Origin of the sequence: Streptomyces sp. NPDC087300 (genome assembly GCF_044744425.1) — a bacterium.
Classification (GTDB): domain Bacteria; phylum Actinomycetota; class Actinomycetes; order Streptomycetales; family Streptomycetaceae; genus Streptomyces.
In genome coordinates this window covers 33337-48293 of the sequence record NZ_JBIUYI010000017.1, presented here as the reverse complement: position 1 = coordinate 48293, position 14957 = coordinate 33337, and the positions used below count along the sequence as shown (strand labels likewise).

Annotated in this window: 18 protein-coding genes and 5 pseudogenes; 15 read left to right on the top strand and 8 right to left on the bottom strand. The window is 66.9% G+C overall.

What is annotated here, in order from left to right; translation table 11 throughout:
- Positions 1-50: 50 nt before the first annotated feature.
- Positions 51-275, bottom strand: a pseudogene (locus tag ACIO9J_RS41300) (TetR/AcrR family transcriptional regulator); the annotation flags it as partial.
- Positions 276-417: 142 nt separating this feature from the next.
- On the opposite strand from ACIO9J_RS41300, the pseudogene ACIO9J_RS41295 reads away from it, so the two are divergent.
- Positions 418-1162, top strand: a pseudogene (locus tag ACIO9J_RS41295) (class I SAM-dependent methyltransferase).
- An 826-nt stretch (positions 1163-1988) separates the two neighbouring features.
- Here ACIO9J_RS41295 and ACIO9J_RS41290 read toward each other — a convergent pair.
- The gene (locus tag ACIO9J_RS41290) at positions 1989-2870 is read right to left on the bottom strand and encodes a GNAT family N-acetyltransferase (RefSeq protein WP_402010629.1); all 882 of its coding nucleotides are present in this window, start codon (positions 2868-2870) and stop codon (positions 1989-1991) included.
- 191 nt (positions 2871-3061) lie between these two features.
- On the opposite strand from ACIO9J_RS41290, the gene ACIO9J_RS41285 reads away from it, so the two are divergent.
- The 4 genes from ACIO9J_RS41285 to ACIO9J_RS41270 all read left to right on the top strand — a co-directional run bounded on the left by ACIO9J_RS41285 (position 3062) and on the right by ACIO9J_RS41270 (position 5373).
- On the top strand, positions 3062-3319 hold the full coding sequence (locus ACIO9J_RS41285) for a hypothetical protein (protein ID WP_402010627.1): 258 nt from the start codon (positions 3062-3064) through the stop codon (positions 3317-3319).
- Positions 3316-3687, top strand: coding sequence for a fic family toxin-antitoxin system, toxin component (locus tag ACIO9J_RS41280; RefSeq protein ID WP_402010626.1), 372 nt, complete (start codon positions 3316-3318; stop codon positions 3685-3687). The genes ACIO9J_RS41285 and ACIO9J_RS41280 overlap by 4 nt, the downstream gene beginning before the upstream one ends.
- Before the next feature lie 692 nt (positions 3688-4379).
- Positions 4380-4679, top strand: a complete 300-nt coding sequence (locus tag ACIO9J_RS41275; RefSeq protein ID WP_402010624.1) for a transposase — start codon at positions 4380-4382, stop codon at positions 4677-4679.
- Between the two features lie 40 nt (positions 4680-4719).
- The gene (locus ACIO9J_RS41270) at positions 4720-5373 is read left to right on the top strand and encodes a transposase (RefSeq protein ID WP_402010622.1); all 654 of its coding nucleotides are present in this window, start codon (positions 4720-4722) and stop codon (positions 5371-5373) included.
- Here the strand turns inward: ACIO9J_RS41270 and ACIO9J_RS41265 are convergent.
- Positions 5364-5657: a hypothetical protein gene (locus tag ACIO9J_RS41265; RefSeq protein ID WP_402010621.1), complete on the bottom strand. Its 294-nt coding sequence runs from the start codon at positions 5655-5657 to the stop codon at positions 5364-5366. The genes ACIO9J_RS41270 and ACIO9J_RS41265 overlap by 10 nt on opposite strands.
- A 235-nt stretch (positions 5658-5892) precedes the next feature.
- Here ACIO9J_RS41265 and ACIO9J_RS41260 point away from each other — a divergent pair, with 235 nt between their 5' ends.
- The 5 genes from ACIO9J_RS41260 (at position 5893) to ACIO9J_RS41240 (ending at position 8177) form a co-directional block, all read left to right on the top strand.
- Positions 5893-6147 (top strand): hypothetical protein, encoded by a 255-nt coding sequence (locus ACIO9J_RS41260; RefSeq protein WP_402010619.1) that lies wholly within the window; start codon positions 5893-5895, stop codon positions 6145-6147.
- A 222-nt stretch (positions 6148-6369) separates the two neighbouring features.
- Positions 6370-6795: a hypothetical protein gene (locus tag ACIO9J_RS41255; RefSeq protein ID WP_402010617.1), complete on the top strand. Its 426-nt coding sequence runs from the start codon at positions 6370-6372 to the stop codon at positions 6793-6795.
- Positions 6796-7223: 428 nt separating this feature from the next.
- The gene (locus ACIO9J_RS41250; protein WP_402010615.1) at positions 7224-7385 is read left to right on the top strand and encodes a hypothetical protein; all 162 of its coding nucleotides are present in this window, start codon (positions 7224-7226) and stop codon (positions 7383-7385) included.
- Positions 7386-7407: 22 nt separating this feature from the next.
- Complete coding sequence (locus ACIO9J_RS41245; protein ID WP_402010613.1) at positions 7408-7665, top strand: hypothetical protein; 258 nt, start codon at positions 7408-7410, stop codon at positions 7663-7665.
- A 320-nt stretch (positions 7666-7985) separates the two neighbouring features.
- Positions 7986-8177: a hypothetical protein gene (locus ACIO9J_RS41240; RefSeq protein ID WP_402010612.1), complete on the top strand. Its 192-nt coding sequence runs from the start codon at positions 7986-7988 to the stop codon at positions 8175-8177.
- Between the two features lie 384 nt (positions 8178-8561).
- Here ACIO9J_RS41240 and ACIO9J_RS41235 read toward each other — a convergent pair.
- From ACIO9J_RS41235 to ACIO9J_RS41225, 3 genes and pseudogenes are all read right to left on the bottom strand, one after another.
- Positions 8562-8666: pseudogene (locus ACIO9J_RS41235) on the bottom strand (peptidoglycan-binding protein); the annotation flags it as partial.
- 70 nt (positions 8667-8736) lie between these two features.
- Positions 8737-9033: a hypothetical protein gene (locus ACIO9J_RS41230; protein ID WP_402010610.1), complete on the bottom strand. Its 297-nt coding sequence runs from the start codon at positions 9031-9033 to the stop codon at positions 8737-8739.
- The gene (locus ACIO9J_RS41225) at positions 9030-9221 is read right to left on the bottom strand and encodes a toxin-antitoxin system HicB family antitoxin (RefSeq protein ID WP_402010608.1); all 192 of its coding nucleotides are present in this window, start codon (positions 9219-9221) and stop codon (positions 9030-9032) included. Before ACIO9J_RS41225 ends, ACIO9J_RS41230 begins: the two co-directional genes overlap by 4 nt.
- A gap of 157 nt (positions 9222-9378) precedes the next feature.
- On the opposite strand from ACIO9J_RS41225, the gene ACIO9J_RS41220 reads away from it, so the two are divergent.
- From ACIO9J_RS41220 to ACIO9J_RS41210, 3 genes are all read left to right on the top strand, one after another.
- Entirely contained in the window at positions 9379-9903 is a 525-nt protein-coding gene (locus ACIO9J_RS41220) for a hypothetical protein (RefSeq protein ID WP_402010606.1), read from the top strand.
- On the top strand, positions 9900-10370 hold the full coding sequence (locus ACIO9J_RS41215) for a hypothetical protein (protein ID WP_402010604.1): 471 nt from the start codon (positions 9900-9902) through the stop codon (positions 10368-10370). Before ACIO9J_RS41220 ends, ACIO9J_RS41215 begins: the two co-directional genes overlap by 4 nt.
- Positions 10371-12234: 1864 nt before the next feature.
- Positions 12235-12363, top strand: coding sequence for a DUF4259 domain-containing protein (locus ACIO9J_RS41210; protein ID WP_402010602.1), 129 nt, complete (start codon positions 12235-12237; stop codon positions 12361-12363).
- A gap of 177 nt (positions 12364-12540) precedes the next feature.
- Here the strand turns inward: ACIO9J_RS41210 and ACIO9J_RS41205 are convergent, their stop codons facing one another.
- Positions 12541-13350 carry an IS5 family transposase gene (locus tag ACIO9J_RS41205; protein WP_402010600.1) on the bottom strand — a complete coding sequence of 270 codons (810 nt, stop codon included), beginning with the start codon at positions 13348-13350 and terminating at the stop codon, positions 12541-12543.
- A gap of 61 nt (positions 13351-13411) precedes the next feature.
- Between ACIO9J_RS41205 and ACIO9J_RS41200 the strand changes: the two genes are divergently transcribed.
- Together ACIO9J_RS41200 and ACIO9J_RS41195 are read left to right on the top strand one after the other, a co-directional pair.
- Positions 13412-13771, top strand: coding sequence for a hypothetical protein (locus tag ACIO9J_RS41200; protein ID WP_402010599.1), 360 nt, complete (start codon positions 13412-13414; stop codon positions 13769-13771).
- Positions 13772-14082: 311 nt separating this feature from the next.
- A pseudogene (locus tag ACIO9J_RS41195) lies at positions 14083-14298 on the top strand (SMI1/KNR4 family protein); the annotation flags it as partial.
- Between the two features lie 222 nt (positions 14299-14520).
- Here the strand turns inward: ACIO9J_RS41195 and ACIO9J_RS41190 are convergent.
- A pseudogene (locus ACIO9J_RS41190) lies at positions 14521-14847 on the bottom strand (ATP-binding protein); the annotation flags it as partial.
- Between the last annotated feature and the right edge of the window lie 110 nt (positions 14848-14957).

Here is a 14957-nt window from a genome sequence, read left to right as displayed (position 1 = left end):
CCGGCTGCGCCCGGCGAATGCGATGCCGACGGCTGCACGGCGTACACGGGCAGAGTCGCCGTCCGATTCTCAATGCCGCGGACGCGGTCGAGAACCAGTTCCGCCAGGAAGGCGTCGAAGTCGGTGAAGTGCCGGTGCAGCACTCCCTTGGCACAGTTCGCCTCCTCCGTGATCGCCCGGCTGGTCAACGCGTCGGGTCCGCCCCGAAGCAGGACGCGCTCGGCGGCTTCGAACAACTGGCCGCGCACGTTGTGGATGTGCACCCCTGACGGCATTGTCTCCCTTTCCGCGCCGCCCCGCCTTAACAAGTGGGCGCCCGCCCATCAGCGTGGGCACATGCCCACTTGATCGCAGGGACAGCCGGACAAGTCCGGACCCGAGCCCCACCGCCACCGGCAGACCGCCGAGTGGTTCGGTGTGGACGCCGAACGCTACGACCGCGCCCGACCGCCGTATCTCCAGTTCTGGTGGACAGGATCATCGCGGCAGGCCCCGGCCGGCACGTCCTCGACGCCGGAGCCGGAACCGGCATCAAGGCCCGGCAGTTCCAGGCGGCCGGCTGCACGGTGCTCGGTGTCGAGCCCGACGAGCGGATGTCCGCCTTCGCGTGACGCGGCCGCATCGAGGTCGAGGTCGCCAGGTTCGAGGACTGGCAGCCGGCCGGTCGGCAGTTCGACGCGGTCATCGCCGGCACCGCCTGGCGCTGTGTGGACCCCGTCGCCGGCGCGGCCAAGGCGGCCCAGGTGCTCCGACCCGGCGGCCGACCCCCTTCCACCACGTCCCCCAGCTCCCGACCGAGGTGATCGACGCCCTCGCCGAAGCACTCCAACGGGTCGCCCGCGATTCCCCGTTCACCCCCGGCCCTCTCAGAGGATCGGCCGTGGACGCCTACCAGCGACTGTTCGCGAGAATCGCCGACGGGATCCGGCAGACCGGCAGCTTCAGCGAGCCGGAACGGTGGCGCTTCGCCTGGGAGCGCACCTACTCCCGAGAGGAGTGACTCGACCAGCTCCTCACCTTCTGCGGCCTCACCCAACTTCCCGCAGACAAAATGGCGGAGATTCTGGACGGCGCCGGGGCCGCGATCGACAAGCTCGGCGGCCACACCACCATGCCCTGCACACCCATCGTGATCACCGCGACCCGCTCCCATACGGCCTGACCACTGCAGCACGCGATCCTGCGTCAGAAGTTCGCGGAGCTCGGTGCCTCCTGGGCAGCCGCCCACGGATGAGCAGCACGCGGTCGTCCTGGCCCAGGACCTCGGCCCCTCCACCGCCGTACGCCGCCGGGTCCACGCCGGGCAGGGGCGTCAGCCACGGGTCGTCAGCGTGCGACATCATCCCAACCCCGCCACGGACGCGGGCGCCAACGCCCGACGTCACACCGCTGCCTCGATCGGCATCCGCGAACGAGGTACGGCCGTTGAGCACCGACGGCCTGGTCGATCCCGGGCTGCTCGCCCTACCTCCATGGCCGACGACGCCGCTCTCCCCATCGAGGCCGAGTCCGAGCATCTGCCCAGGCTCTTCTCACACGTTCGCGGGTCGGCGAGTTCGACACGACCAGGTGCTGCGCTTCCTTCGTCGCTGCTTCCAAGGTGTCGGGGAAACGGTGATCGATCCGTCGGTGTCGGTGCTCAGCGGTAGCGAGCTCTGGGAGGTGGCGGACGCCGTAGTGGTGGTTGCCGTCTACCCAAATGCCGTGTCTGCGACAGAGTTAGGGATCGGTGGGGCGATGGGCGAGAACAGGCATGGTGATCCCGCAGCGATGCATGCAGTGTGAGCAGGCGACGTAGAGACGTCGGCGGTAGCGAACTACGTCACCTGCGGTGCGCGCCTCAACCCGGGCAATCGCCGGTAGCCGTATCCGGAGGGTTTCGGGTGTAAGACCCGTCAGGATGGCCAGCCGTGGCAGAACCATCGGAGTCCAGCGCCACAGTGTGTCCGTCCGCTTCCCACACAGTCCGGCATCCTCTGTCGTATTCCTCAATTGGCTTGCGGGCAGACGTGCGAGAAGTCATACACAGCCCAGTCGGCGAGTGCGCGATATCCGAGGCGCTCGTAGAGAGCGTTGCTGGTTTGATTGGACAGGTCAGCGAACAGGACGGCGTCCGTCGCGCCTGCGGCCAACGCGGCCCGGCTCACCTCCGCCGTCACAGCGGCCGCGTAACCGCGACCGCGCAGGTGAGCCGGGGTGTAGACGATGTCCACCTGGATCTGGCCGCCGATCAGCGGGTTCATGCCCGCGATGGAGACAGCAGTGCCGTCCGGGGTCTCCCAGAGCGTGTAGCGCTTGTCGGCGAAGCGGGTGTCGGCCCACGTGTCGGCGTCGATGGAGACGTCTTCCCCGACGGCCTTGGCGAACTTGCCGCACCAGAGCATGACTTGCTCAAGGTCCTGCTCGCCCAGGCCGCGGCTCCGGCCCGCCGGCATCGGCTCCGGCGTGGTGAGCGCGCCCAGGCGGTACAGACGGAGCCGAATGTCGCCTAGTTTCGGCATCGCCCCGGTGTGCCGTTGCCAGGCCTCGGCGAAAGCGGTGGCAGTGCCGTGGTCCGCGCTGACGCGGGGAAGCGAGTACCCGAGGGCGGTCAGGCGGGCGGCGAGGGAGTCGGCCTGCGCGGGCGTGAGCGGGGAGAGGCCGATACCACGCGGCGGGAGGCGGAAGAAGGAGCCGCGGACCTCGCCCGCTTGCTCCAGCACACCGAAGACGGGGGCGTCGGCGCCGAACGCCTCCGGCCCACGTGCTCGCACCCTCTCGGCCCACGTCAGCTGCATGACGTGCGGGCCCGGCCGAGAGCGCAGGAATTCTCCAGCACGGGCGAGAAAGTCGTCGACGTCTTGGGTGAGGTACCAGTCGTCCGGTCGCATGCCTCATGATTCCCCACACTCCAGAAGCGCCCAACGATTTTCCGTCAGAGCGAGGAAACAACAGGTCGTCCGGGACTCGCTCACTTCACCGGGCAGATCCGGCGGGAAGACGCAGGTACACCGGGAACGGACAGACTCGGCCGAAGTCGAAACACCGACCCAGCCTGCTACCACCCTGCTACCTTCTACGTATGGCGACCACGAAGAAGCAGACCCAGCTCCGCCTCGAACCTGAAGTGCTCGCCGCGGGCAAAGACGCCGCGGCCGCCCGTGGTGTGGACTTCAACAAGTACGTCGCGTCCCTCATCATCGAGGACACCACCGGGGTACGGGCCGCGGGCATGGCCGCGGCCCAGCGGCTCATCGACGAACACGGCGCGTTCCTGGACGATCTGGAGCAGCAGCTGGACCAGCCGCACCCCGCCTCGCGCCCGGGCGCGGCGGCGTGATCCTGCACATCGACGAATCCTGGATCCTGGAAGCCGCCCAGCGGGCCACCCGCCACGATCCGGCGGTCGACGACTACGGCGTGCCCCTGGCGGCCGTCGCGCGCCACCGCGGGGAACTCATGGACCACCCCGTCTACGACGGCCCCTACGCCCGCGCGGCCGCGCTGGTCCATACCCTGGGCCGCTGCCACTGGCTGGAGTCCGCCAACCTGACCGTCGCCTGCGCGGTCGCGGTCATGTACCTCGAGGCGAGCAACATCCCCGTCAACCCCACCCGCGAGCAGCTCACCGCCCTTGCCCACGCACTGCACAGCCCTCGCTGCACGGCGGCTCAGGTAGCCGACCACCTCCGCACCTGGAAGCCGTAGGAAGAAGGGCGACCTCAATCGGGATGCTCGCGCGCGATCCCGGCCCTCAGCGCCGAGCTCTTCCCGTTCGCGCCCTGATGCGATGGTTCTGCCGCGAAACGACGGACCGGTTCTCCAGCGGTCGAAGGGGTGTGCCGCGGCCGTCGGCCCAGCGTGCGGGGTGCCGCGAGCCCGCCACCTCGGCGGCATGATGCCCTGGTGGCCGGCCTTCGCCGTGCCGCTCGCCGCGGACCACCGCCTCCACGTGGTCTACCGCACATGCACCGACGACACCGGCATCGACTACGTTCTCCACCATCCAGACTGGGACCGGGCAGAACTCCTTGCCCGGGACGACGGGCACCTCATGAGCCCGGGCCTGTCCTGGCCCGAACTCGTGGCGGCCGCGGACACCTCACCGTCCGGCGGCTGGCTGTGTCGCCGTCCGGGACTATCGTTTGGCGTGCGGGAGCCTCTCGGGCCGAATACATGGTTCCTATCTACGGTTTCCTCGTGATGTGCCACCGGCGGGCAAGTCCGTCGTGGTGGCGTTGAGAGTGCACCGATTCGTCTGCGCAGAGGAGTCCTGCCCACGCAGGACTTTCGTCGAGCAGGTGCCAGGGCTCACTCGCCAGTTCGGCCGGCGGACGGAACATCTGCGATCGACCCTCATCTCAGTCGGGCTCGCGCTCGCGGGCCGGGCTGGGGCCCGCATGACGGACGCCTTCGGGACTCCGGTCAGCCGCAATACCGTGCTGAGACTGGTCACATCGCTCCCGGATCCGCCTATCGCCGCGCCGCGCGTGGTCGGCGTGGATGAATACGCCCAGCGCAAGGGGCAGATCTACGGAACGGTGCTTGTCGACGTCGAGACACGTCGTCCGATCGACCTCCTGCCCGACCGGGAGGCCGACACGCTCGCGGCCTGGCTCGCCGAGCGACCCAGCGCCGGCAGGGCACCGGTTCGCCGAACGCACCCGTGCCAAGCACGCCACCATCCACGCTCTCCTTGACACCGGGCACAGCAAGCGGTCCGTCGCCCGGCAGCTCGGCATGACGCTCAACACGATCCTGCGTTTCTCCCGTGCCACCACTCCAGAGGAGATGTTCACTGGGCAGTGGCAAGACCGTCCGACCAGGCTTGACGCCTACAAGTCCTATCTCGATCAGCATTGGCAAGAGGGCTGCACCAACGCCTGGAAACTATGGGAGGAGATCAAGGAACAGGGCTATCCCCGCGGTTACGCCGGTGTCCGCGCTTACGTCAGCAGAAATCTCCGCGGCAAGCCCCGACCGGTCGGCCCTCGCCCGCCATCGGCCCGGGCCGTCACACGCTGGGTCCTGACCCACCCCGACGCCTTGCCTGAATGCGACCGGATGCAGCTCAAGGTGGTCTTGGCCAACGGCCCTGACCTGACCGCGCTCGCCGAGCACGTGCGCTCCTTCGCCTGCATGGTCACCGAGCTGCAGGGCGAGCGACTGCCGGAGTGGATCGAATCCGCCCGAGCCGCCGCCGACCTTCCCAGCCTCAGCCGGTTCGCCCAGCACCTCGAACGCGACCTCGATGCGGTCATCGCCGGTCTCACACTGCCCTGGAACTCGGGCGTCGTCGAAGGCCACGTCAACCGGATCAAGATGCTCAAACGGCAGATGTTCGGCCGCGCAGTATTCGAACTCCTCCGCAAGCGGGTCCTGCTCTACCGATAGGAGGCAGCGCAGGAGTCTTCCTCAACCAGGCCGAACCCCTCAGGGAAGCCTTTCAAGAACTCGCGACGCGAGACGTCTGTCTCCTCCGCAGCCATCGAACCGAGCAAGTCCATAAACTCGCTTCGCTGGTCATTCGACAGGTGAGACACCACAGCGGCGACACCTTCCAGGACCCTCACCGCGTCATCCGGGGCCATCTGCTCGTCCTCGCACCCCTCCACGAACCAGAGGACATCGACCAGCACCTCCGCCAGAGCGCGGGTCAGCGACGGATAACCGGACATAGAACGGCCTCCTCCACAGCAAATATCCAGAGCGCGGCCATCTCACCACAGGCCACCGACATCACCGCTGGTGAGCTCCCACAACAAGTGGGCCAGAGCCCGAGTTTTGATGTCGCTTGGCCGCCGCGGCAGTCCGTGAGGACTACCGCGGCGCGAAGGGTGAGAACGTCTCAGGAGTACAAGTCGTCGAGCCGGGCGGGTCGTTGTCCGAGTGCATGTATGTAGCATCGTGGCCATGCCCGATGTCTGGATCGGCTTCAACTCTGATGACCGCCGAAGGTACTGGTGGCGGAACGGCATCGTGGCGGTTGCACTGGCGCCTGTGATGCTGGCGATGAGTTTGACCGCGCAGGGGCCGGGTGGATGGTGGTTGGTCGGTGTCTTCGGGGTCTTCTCGGTGGCAGTGGTGTTGAGCACGATCAGCTCGATCTATGGCCGAGTATTGCTGACTGAGGCGGGGTTGGAGTTCCGCTTCCCCGTAGTCAAGTAAGCCCTTGATGGGCACGTCTGTTGGCGTCAGCGCACCCCACGTAGCCCCGCACCGCGAGCCGGCCAACGGTGAGTTTCCTGAGATTGTCCTGTCTTTGGGGCGCCGCCAACGGCAAGTGCATCAGGCGGCAGTCGTTCCACCCGAAGAGCGCCGGCACCAAGGGATATGCCGCAGTGATGCGCAAACGGCTCGGCGAAATCGGATACACGAGATCCTGAGAGAGTGACCAACGAGACCACCAGGCGCCCCCGGCCGGCCGTGGCCGGGTGCGCCGCCGTGACCGCACTCGCTGCCGCCCTCATACTCATCGCCATCGGCTTGATCGTCGCGATCGCCGTGCCGTCCTTCTTCGAGAGTCCGGAGCCCTCCAGCGAGGGAAGGTTCGGCAAGCAGTCGGGGCTCACCGTGTACCGACTTCGCCAGGCGGCTGAAGACGGCCGGTTGACCGACGCTGAGATCGCTCACGCAGCTGGAGCGAAATGGATCGCAAAGCGCGCCCCGGATGCCACCCGCATCGTGGTCCGTTATGAGTTGGGCCCCGCCTGCTACCAGTTCGATGTGTCCCTGCCGCCAGGCTCACAGGCCTCCGTGAAGCGTGACCGCCTCAAGCACTGCCCTGCCTTTGGCAGGCAGAACAACACGGCCTGACTCTGCGTATTACCCTCGCGGGCCGAATCCCTTCCCCTCAACGTCGATCATCTGCGCGGCGACCGCGACGCTCCGCGGTCTGGCTGTGGTCCACGGCGGCGGGCGCCAGACGCTGACGTGGTCGACCGGGCCCGGGGGTACCGACTCTTCATGCAGTAAGGCCTGATCGGCACACGACCCTGTCGGCCCGGCGAGAGCACGGTCGACGGTTGAGGGCTGTGCTCGGGCTGGAGGGCTGTGCCAAGTGGGGAGGGCTGGGCGATCCTGCGGGGTGTGATCCCTCATCGGCGGAGAAGCCCGACGAAGAGACGGGGAGAAGCGGCGGTGGCGCTCGGTGGGCCGATCTGCGGGCCGCTGCCTGAGCGTTCCGTCGGCCGGATCCGTCCGCACCGCTGACGCCGCGGCCCTCGAGCCGTCATGCTGGCACCATGTCCGGTGACGAACCGCCCAAGTGCCAGGCCTGCCAGGGGTACTGCGTCACCGAACCCGAGCAGCACACGGTCGAGATCGACAAGGACGGCAACCAGATACCCGTCGTCCGCCGTTGGACAGGACCCAGCACGACCTGCCACGGCACCGGCCTCGGCTGAACCGCACCACCCAGGGAGAGCGATGCGCCAGATCTACGTCTGCCTCGGCTGCGCCGGACAGTACCTGCCGCCCGAGACGATGAACTACCCCACGCTCGGCATCGACGTCTCCCCCGTGCACTGCAGCCGCCCCGAATGCACCACCAGCGTCGAAGACTCGATGAACGTCATCGCGGTCCCCGAGGACGTCGTCGCGAAATGGGCGCGGCGCGCGGCCGGCCTGGCCCGCGGGCGCCGAGCGCAGGCCTCCCCCGGCCCGGGACGCTCCAAGCTGCTGTAGTCCGGCCGCCTGGCGCGCTGCCACAACCCTCTACCTGTACGTGGCCGGACTCCACGTCGTCGGCATCTGTCTATGGTCTGCCGGGCCCATGGCTCAGGAGCAGGAGAGCACCGCATCGTCCCAGGCGCCGGGACTGCGGTAGTGGTTCTTGTGCCCCACGGCGAGTACGTGGCGCAGTTCGGTGAGGTGTTGGGTGTTCGCGGGGAGCTCCAGCCGGTCGAGCAGGGCCAGTGCGGCAGCCGGTTCCAGGTCGCCGTAGACGGTCGTGGAAGCTCGCCCGCAGAGCGCGGAAAAGGGCTGCGTGCAGGGCGGGAAGCCGCATGGCAGTGCGGTACGTCGGCTCCTTCACCGTCCAGCGCACCGGGCCTGAACACTCCAGGACCCGACGGGCCCTGCGGAGCAGGGCTTCCGACGGCGCGGCCACCACTCGGTCGATGTCGTTGCCGTTGACCTCGGCGAAGGCCGTCGCGGACGTGGTGTGGTCCTCAAACCAGTCCACCCACAGCGAGTAGGTGATGGCCTCGGCGTCCCCTTCCGCCTCCAGCCGTCCCACAGCACGTCAGCCGGCAGGGGGTCCTCCGCGCTCTGGTTCGCGAACCGGATCTCGCACGTTACCCAGTAGTCGTGCAGAAGGTCCAGCAGCCCGAAGGCCAGCCGCAACCGGTCAACCACGTCCAGGTCCTCGGCGAACGCATCGCCGGCCCAGGAGTGCGCCACCTGGTTGGCGGTGAGCAACACGTCCGGCTTCTCGTCGCTCACCCATCCGTCGCGCACCTGACGGACGCCCTGACCGACAAGCCATCGCCGTGCCGCCTCTACGGCTTGCCTCTCCATTCGGGCAGTATGACAAGCCGCGCAAGATCCGAACGAAACTGCCTAGCGTTCCTGTCGCGACCTCAGTCCCGCAGCTTCGCCCAGGTGTTGGGGCCGACGATGCCATCCGTCTTGAGTTTGTTGGCGCTCTGGAAGTTCTGCACTGCGTTGAGGGTGTCGTCGCCGAATGTGCCGTGGACTCCGTAGCGGCCGAGCGGCTAGGTGAACGAGAGCTACCTGCTCAGCGCAGTGCTGCCGCTACAAATCGAGGACTGCCCGAAGGGCCTGGCCGACGCGGTCCATGACGGACGGGTCCACGCTGCCGCGCAATTTGGCATCTTCGAAGCGCGATACGCGGAGCTGCTGAAGGTTGGCGGCGACTGCGGTGCAGGGTAGCGGGTCGCCGATCACGACGGACATCGCGGTGTCCGGGTAGCGGCCGGAGGGATGCAGCACAATCACGAGGACCGCACCGAAGGCCTGCTCCAGACCGTCGAGCGAGACGATGAGGACGTCGCGGCCACCGTCGAGAGTCCAGATGTCCCCGCGCTTCACAGAGTGTCGCCCTCGCCACTCAGATCATCACCCAAGCCCAGCTTGGCGAGCTGCTCGGCAGCATCCAGCACGGCTTGCCGTCGTGCGGCTCGCACGATGTACGCATTGAGGGACATGCCCGCTGCCTCCGCGCCGGCACGGATTGAGGGGTCCAGGTCGTCCGGGATACGAAGTGTCATCACAGCCATGCCTCCAAGGATAGACACCGATGGATGGTTGCGTAAGACGGTGGCATCTAATCCTCAGGCCAGCGAGGAAACCGCAGGGGTGCAGCCTCTCGAAGCAAGCGGATGCTGAAACCGACCAGCAAGGCTGCGGGTCGGGCACCGGAGCAGCGTACTGTTCGTGGAACCCGCGCACACCCGGCCCAGCGACGACTACGGCCCCGACATGGTCGCCGTTGCCCTACTCCACCCCGACACCCCACACGCGCGCGTCTGCCTCCACGGCCGCCAGATCGGCTACACCGAGCGCGGCTGGCTGCGCTGCGCAACGACCGCGATCCTCGGCTTCTGGCAGCCGGGGCACGCGATGCTCACCCACGCAGCCGCAGGCCTGGTCCTGCCCGACGGTGTCGGCATGGAACCCGCGCACTACGCCCTCCGCATCGAGACCCGCGAACGCGACGACAGCCTCGACGGCTTCACTTTGTTGCGCCTCGGCCCGTACACCCAGACCTGCCACGCCCAGCAGGACTACGACCGGCTCACCGCCGCACTGGACGGACGCGAGATCACCCTCGTGCCCGGACACCGAGTCAGCGCGCGGTTCGGGCCGTTCGACGTCAGCGATCACCAGCTGTTCGACGCCCCGTACGAGGCCGACGCCGTGGCGCTCCTGAACGCAGCCATCGTGGGGGCGAGCGCGTGACCGCCCCGGCCTCGTACGAGATCGAGACCAGCGAGGGCGACGACGGCACCATGCACCCCGTCGAACAGCTCTGGACACCCAGCGAGGACACGACGAAGAACGACTTCCTCGCCCACGCGGGCCTCCATATCACCGGACTCGAAGGGCCCACCGACGAGCACCCGTACCCGGTCGTGTTCCTCGTGCTCGGGCACCAGACGTGGGCCGACGTCATCGAGGCCGCTGCCGCGTTCATGTTCCGGATCCATGGCTCGCGGAACCTGCACCTCTGCCCGGCGACGATTCAGCGTTCCTCATCCTCCGCATCCCACGCGCCGTCCTCACCTACGGCGTGTACTCACGGCATCCGCACCCCCACCACGGCTGCGGATGCGAGTGGGACGACACCTGACGCATGGTCTGGGCGTCGGCCACCGAATCCGGCGCCGTGCCGGTCACCGCGCTACGGCACCCGGCAGCTGCGGTAACCGCGGCCGGGATACCCGACCTCCTACCGTGGTGCACCCGTCGCCTGGGCGCGCTGACATCGATAGGTCCGTCTCCTCGCACACGATGCGAGGAGACGGACCTATCGTGTCTCAAGTCCTGGGATGGGACCTCTGCCCATGACAGCTCACACCTGCGCGGCCAACTGCCTATGCCTTCGTGAACCGCGACGCCATCGATCGGCTCCTGTTCGAGGCCCGCGTCTTCTGACCCGCCTCTCAGCGAGGACGAGCAGCCCGCCGCCACCCCGCTGAACGCCGCCGCGCAGGCGGGGGTCGCGGTCAAGCCGAAGACCGCAAGGCCCTCCACATCGGCAACCTGCTCGCCATGCGTGGTATCCCGGCCACGGTCGGCTTTGGCGTGCCCTACGAAGGGCTGCACGGCATCGACGAGCGCGCGCATGTCGTGGGGCACCCGCATCCAATGAGTGAAGCGCTTTGAGCTCGAGCCTGGCGGCTCGGCCGCGGTGGGAGCACGCGTCGTTCACGAAGCTGATTGTCCAGACATTCCCCGCAGCGGGAACGACTGTCACCCTCGGACACCGCGCGCTTGTCTGGGGGCCGATCCGAGTGGCAACGATGCTCGGAGGATCGGCAAGATAGCAAATCTCTAACAAATTTGACAAATAGTCAAAAAAACGACCGACAGAATGGGCCTATGCACGGCCGAACGCTCAAGCACCGGTATGGCTGGTCATTCGAGGCGGAGATCGTCCGCCAGCGGGCCGCACAGCGCCTCCGCTTCGGTCCACCGCCGCATTTGTGGCTGTCTTCTCGGCTTCCGTCACGGTTCCGTGGCACTGTGGCTAACGATGAGAGCAAGAGACAGGCTCCTTGCCGCTGTCCGCGGTTCGCTGGCGTGACTGACCAGCTCATCGCAAAGCCCGCTGCTCTTCGTGACGGAAACCGAACGGTAGTGGGGATGCTGCGCGACCAGTCCCAGCGAGCACTCCGTGAACCCCGGGCGCCAAGGGATCCGGTGAGGGCCGTTCTCCTGGCCCCAGTCCAAGCGTCGTCGTGATCCGGGTGTACACCCGGATCACACGCTTCCAGACGTGCCTGTGCTCGGGCCGAATCCGGTGTACCTCGTCGCTCACTTCAGCTCGCCGCGGCAGGACACTGACGGGAAAGGCTTTCCGGCAGTCCGACAGCGATGGTGATCGCCAGGTTCCAGCCCGCTGCGATCAGTGCCGCAACAAGACACTGCTGCCACCAGTGTGGGTTGAGGGCTTGCTCCTGCCCGAAGTTCACAACGGGTACCAGCCGGTCCAGGGCGTAGAGGAACGCGCGTTGAAGTGGGAGCGGCACTTTGCAGGGCTATGCCCGTGGATACGCCAGCGTCCGGCACTACGTCAGCAGGGAACCTTCGCGGTAGACCCCACCCCATCGGCCCGCGACCACCTTCGGCTCGCGCCGTCACGCGCTGGATCCCCACCCACCCTGACACCCTGCCAGAAGGTGACGGACTCCGATTCAAGGCCGTCCTGGCCAGCTGCCTTGAACCGACCACACTCGTCGACTACATGCGCTCTTTCGCCCACATGGTCACCGAGTCGCAGGGCACCATCTGCCGGAGTGGATCGCTTCCGCCCGGACCGCCACCGACCTGCCAAGCCTGAGCCGATTCGCCCAGCACCTCGAACGCGACCTCGACGCGGTCATCGCCGGCCTGGCCCTGCCACTGAGCTCAGGTGTCGTCGAAAGGCACGTGAGAAGGATCAAGTTATCAAGCGGCAGGTACGGCCACACGGGCTTCTAGCTCCTGCGCAAGCGGGTACTGCTTGTCTCCTGACCGCACTGTCGGTGACCAATGCGACGATCTCCCGACGGCCGAGCGAGGAGGGAAATGGGCACCTGGAACATCGGCCCCTTCGATAGCGACACCGGCGCCGACTTCGGAGGTGGCCTGGACGAGGCAGCCCTGGAAGAACGCGAAGCCATGATCCGCGGCGCGCTCATACGTGCCGCTGACTGAGCGGATTTCCTGGGTGCCTCCGACGGCGAGCGAGCTGTGGCCGCGGTCGCCCTGGTCGCCGCTCAGCATCCGGACGGCGAACGGACATGTTCGAACTACGGCCCCTCAGAGCCGCTGCCAGGGTTGCCGACGGACCTTCGAACGCTCACAGTCGACGCTCTGGACTAACTGATGGTTTCAGAATGCGGTGCGTAGGCGCCTCAAGCAGATGATGGCGCAGGCGAGTTGGAGGGGTCCTTGGTGGAGGTCTGCGTGTATCTCGTAGCGGATGCGCAGGCGCTTGAACTGGTGGAGCCACGCGAACGTGCGCTCTACGACCCAACGGGTCTTGCCCAGACCAGAGCCGTGCGGGGCGCCGCGTTGGGCGATCTTCGGGACGATGCCACGGGCCCACAGGAGCCGACGGTGCTTGCGGAAGTCGTAGCCCCGGTCCGCGTACAGGCGCTTTGGCTTGTGCCGTGGACGGCCACGGCGGCCCCGGATGCTCGGAATCGCGTCCAGAAGCGGGATGAGTTGGGTGACGTCGTGCCGGTTGCCGCCGGTCAACGAGACGGCGAGCGGAGTGCCGTGACGGTCAACGATCACATGATGCTTGCTGCCGGGGCGACTGCGGTCGACCGGCGAAGGCCCGGTGTGATCCCCCCCTTTGAGGGCCCTGACGTGCGAGCCATCGACAGCGCAGTTATCCATGTCCAGCAGCCCTCCACGCCGCAGCTCGACAAGTAGGGCGCCATGGAGGCGGGCCCATACCCCGGCCTGGGTCCAGTCCCGCAGTCGCCGCCAGCAGGTGGCCCCGGAGCAGCCGATCCTTTCGGACGGGACGTCCGCCCAGGACACACCCTTGCGCAGGACATACACGATCCCGGCCAGTGCAGTACGGTCATCGACCGGCTTCCGACCGGGAAACCGGTGCCGCCGCGGCGGCCGGGTCGGGAGCAGCGGGGCTATCCGCTCCCACAAATCATCGGGAACAAGATCGCTGTTCACGCCGGAAGCGTGCCAGACCAAAGCAGTTGAGGAGGGTGAATCGGCCCGGCACACTCGTCCGATGAGCCACGGCACACCATCGGGCAGCTGGGATGAACCCTGGTACCGCGTCCACACTGAGCACTTCGAAGCCGCGTTCCTGCCGAACGCCGACGAGGACCTCGATGCGGTGAACGACGTTGACGTCGAGGTGCGCCTGAGGGACGGATCTCGGTGGAGCGCAACCATTTGCACGGTTGGTCACGTTGAGACGCTGATGAAGCGGTGGGCAGCGAGCGGGGAAGCTCTGGGAGGACGCTACTTCTGGTGCTCGGACGGGCTCATCGTCCACGACGCCGGCATCAGCAACATGACCCAGGTCCTCACCGGCCTGATCGAGAGCGGCGAGTTCACGCAGATCCTTCAACGCCTCGATGACTGACGTCCAGCCAGACTGACTCATTCTGAAACGATCAGTAAGTCGCCTCCGAGCGGTCTGAACTCGCCGAACTTTGGGACGACGCTGCGAACGGCTCGAAGTGACGCCGCGACATCACTCGCCTTCGCGATGTCCTTGCCTCTCCGATCCCTCAACAGGAGGAAGCCCTTTTCGGTCTCTAAGCAATCACCTGCCGTGACGGGTCACAGAAATGGGACCAGAGCCTGAGTTTCGATGTCACTTCGGGCTGGGCGCGGGCCGTCGAAGGCAAAGTTGGGTTGTCGTGATCCTCAAGGTCCTGAGATCCTCGCCGGATGTGGCGTGAACAGATCCTGGAAGTGACGGCAGACGCGGAGCTTGCTGCGCCGGCGACCAGCGAGGCCTTGGCTGAGGTTGAACGTGTACTGGGGCAGTCGCTTCCCGAGGATCTCGCTGCCCTGCTGCGTGAGTGCAACGGAGTGTGCGGGCATTACGGAACCGACGTGGTGTGGAGTGCGGAGCGGATCGCGAAAGAGAACGCGTCCTTCCGTGCCTCGGTGGACTTCGCCGAGCCCTACATGACCTTCGAACCGCTGATGTTCTTCGGAGACAACGTGGCGGAGATCAGTTCGCCTTCGTCAGGGTCCCGCCGCGTGATGACGTGTTCGTCTGGGATCACGAGACGGATGGACGTATCTGGGTGGCGAGCGGGTTGGGCGAGTACCTGTGTCGGGTCCTGGAGGATTCCGGGGATTGGTGGCGGGACTGAGCCTTCAGCTTTCGGGGGTTTCGTCCATTCGGGCCTGGGTGCAGGCGAGGCGATAGGACTTGCTGCCGGTATCGATGATGTTGCCGCCGAAGGTAAGGCGGTCAACGATGCCCGCGCAGAGTCGAGGACGGGTGAAGGTGCGGGTCCAGGCTCCGAAGGACTCGTTGGAGGCGATGGCGACGCTGTTCTTGTCTTCGCGTCCGGTCAGGACCTGGAAGAGCAGCTCGGCTCCGCGACGGTCGAGTTCCATGTAGCCGGGGTCGTCGAGTTCGAAGAGGTCGACGCGGCCGTAGCGGGCGATGGTTGTGGTCAGCTGTTTTTCGTCGGCGGCTGCCGGGCTTCTCTGTCTTCTGTGCCAGCAGTTCGGGTACGGCCGGAAGGGGCCAGGACCGCATTCGGCCCCGCTCCCCCACCACGCGGGTGGGCAAGCGGGGCCGTTAC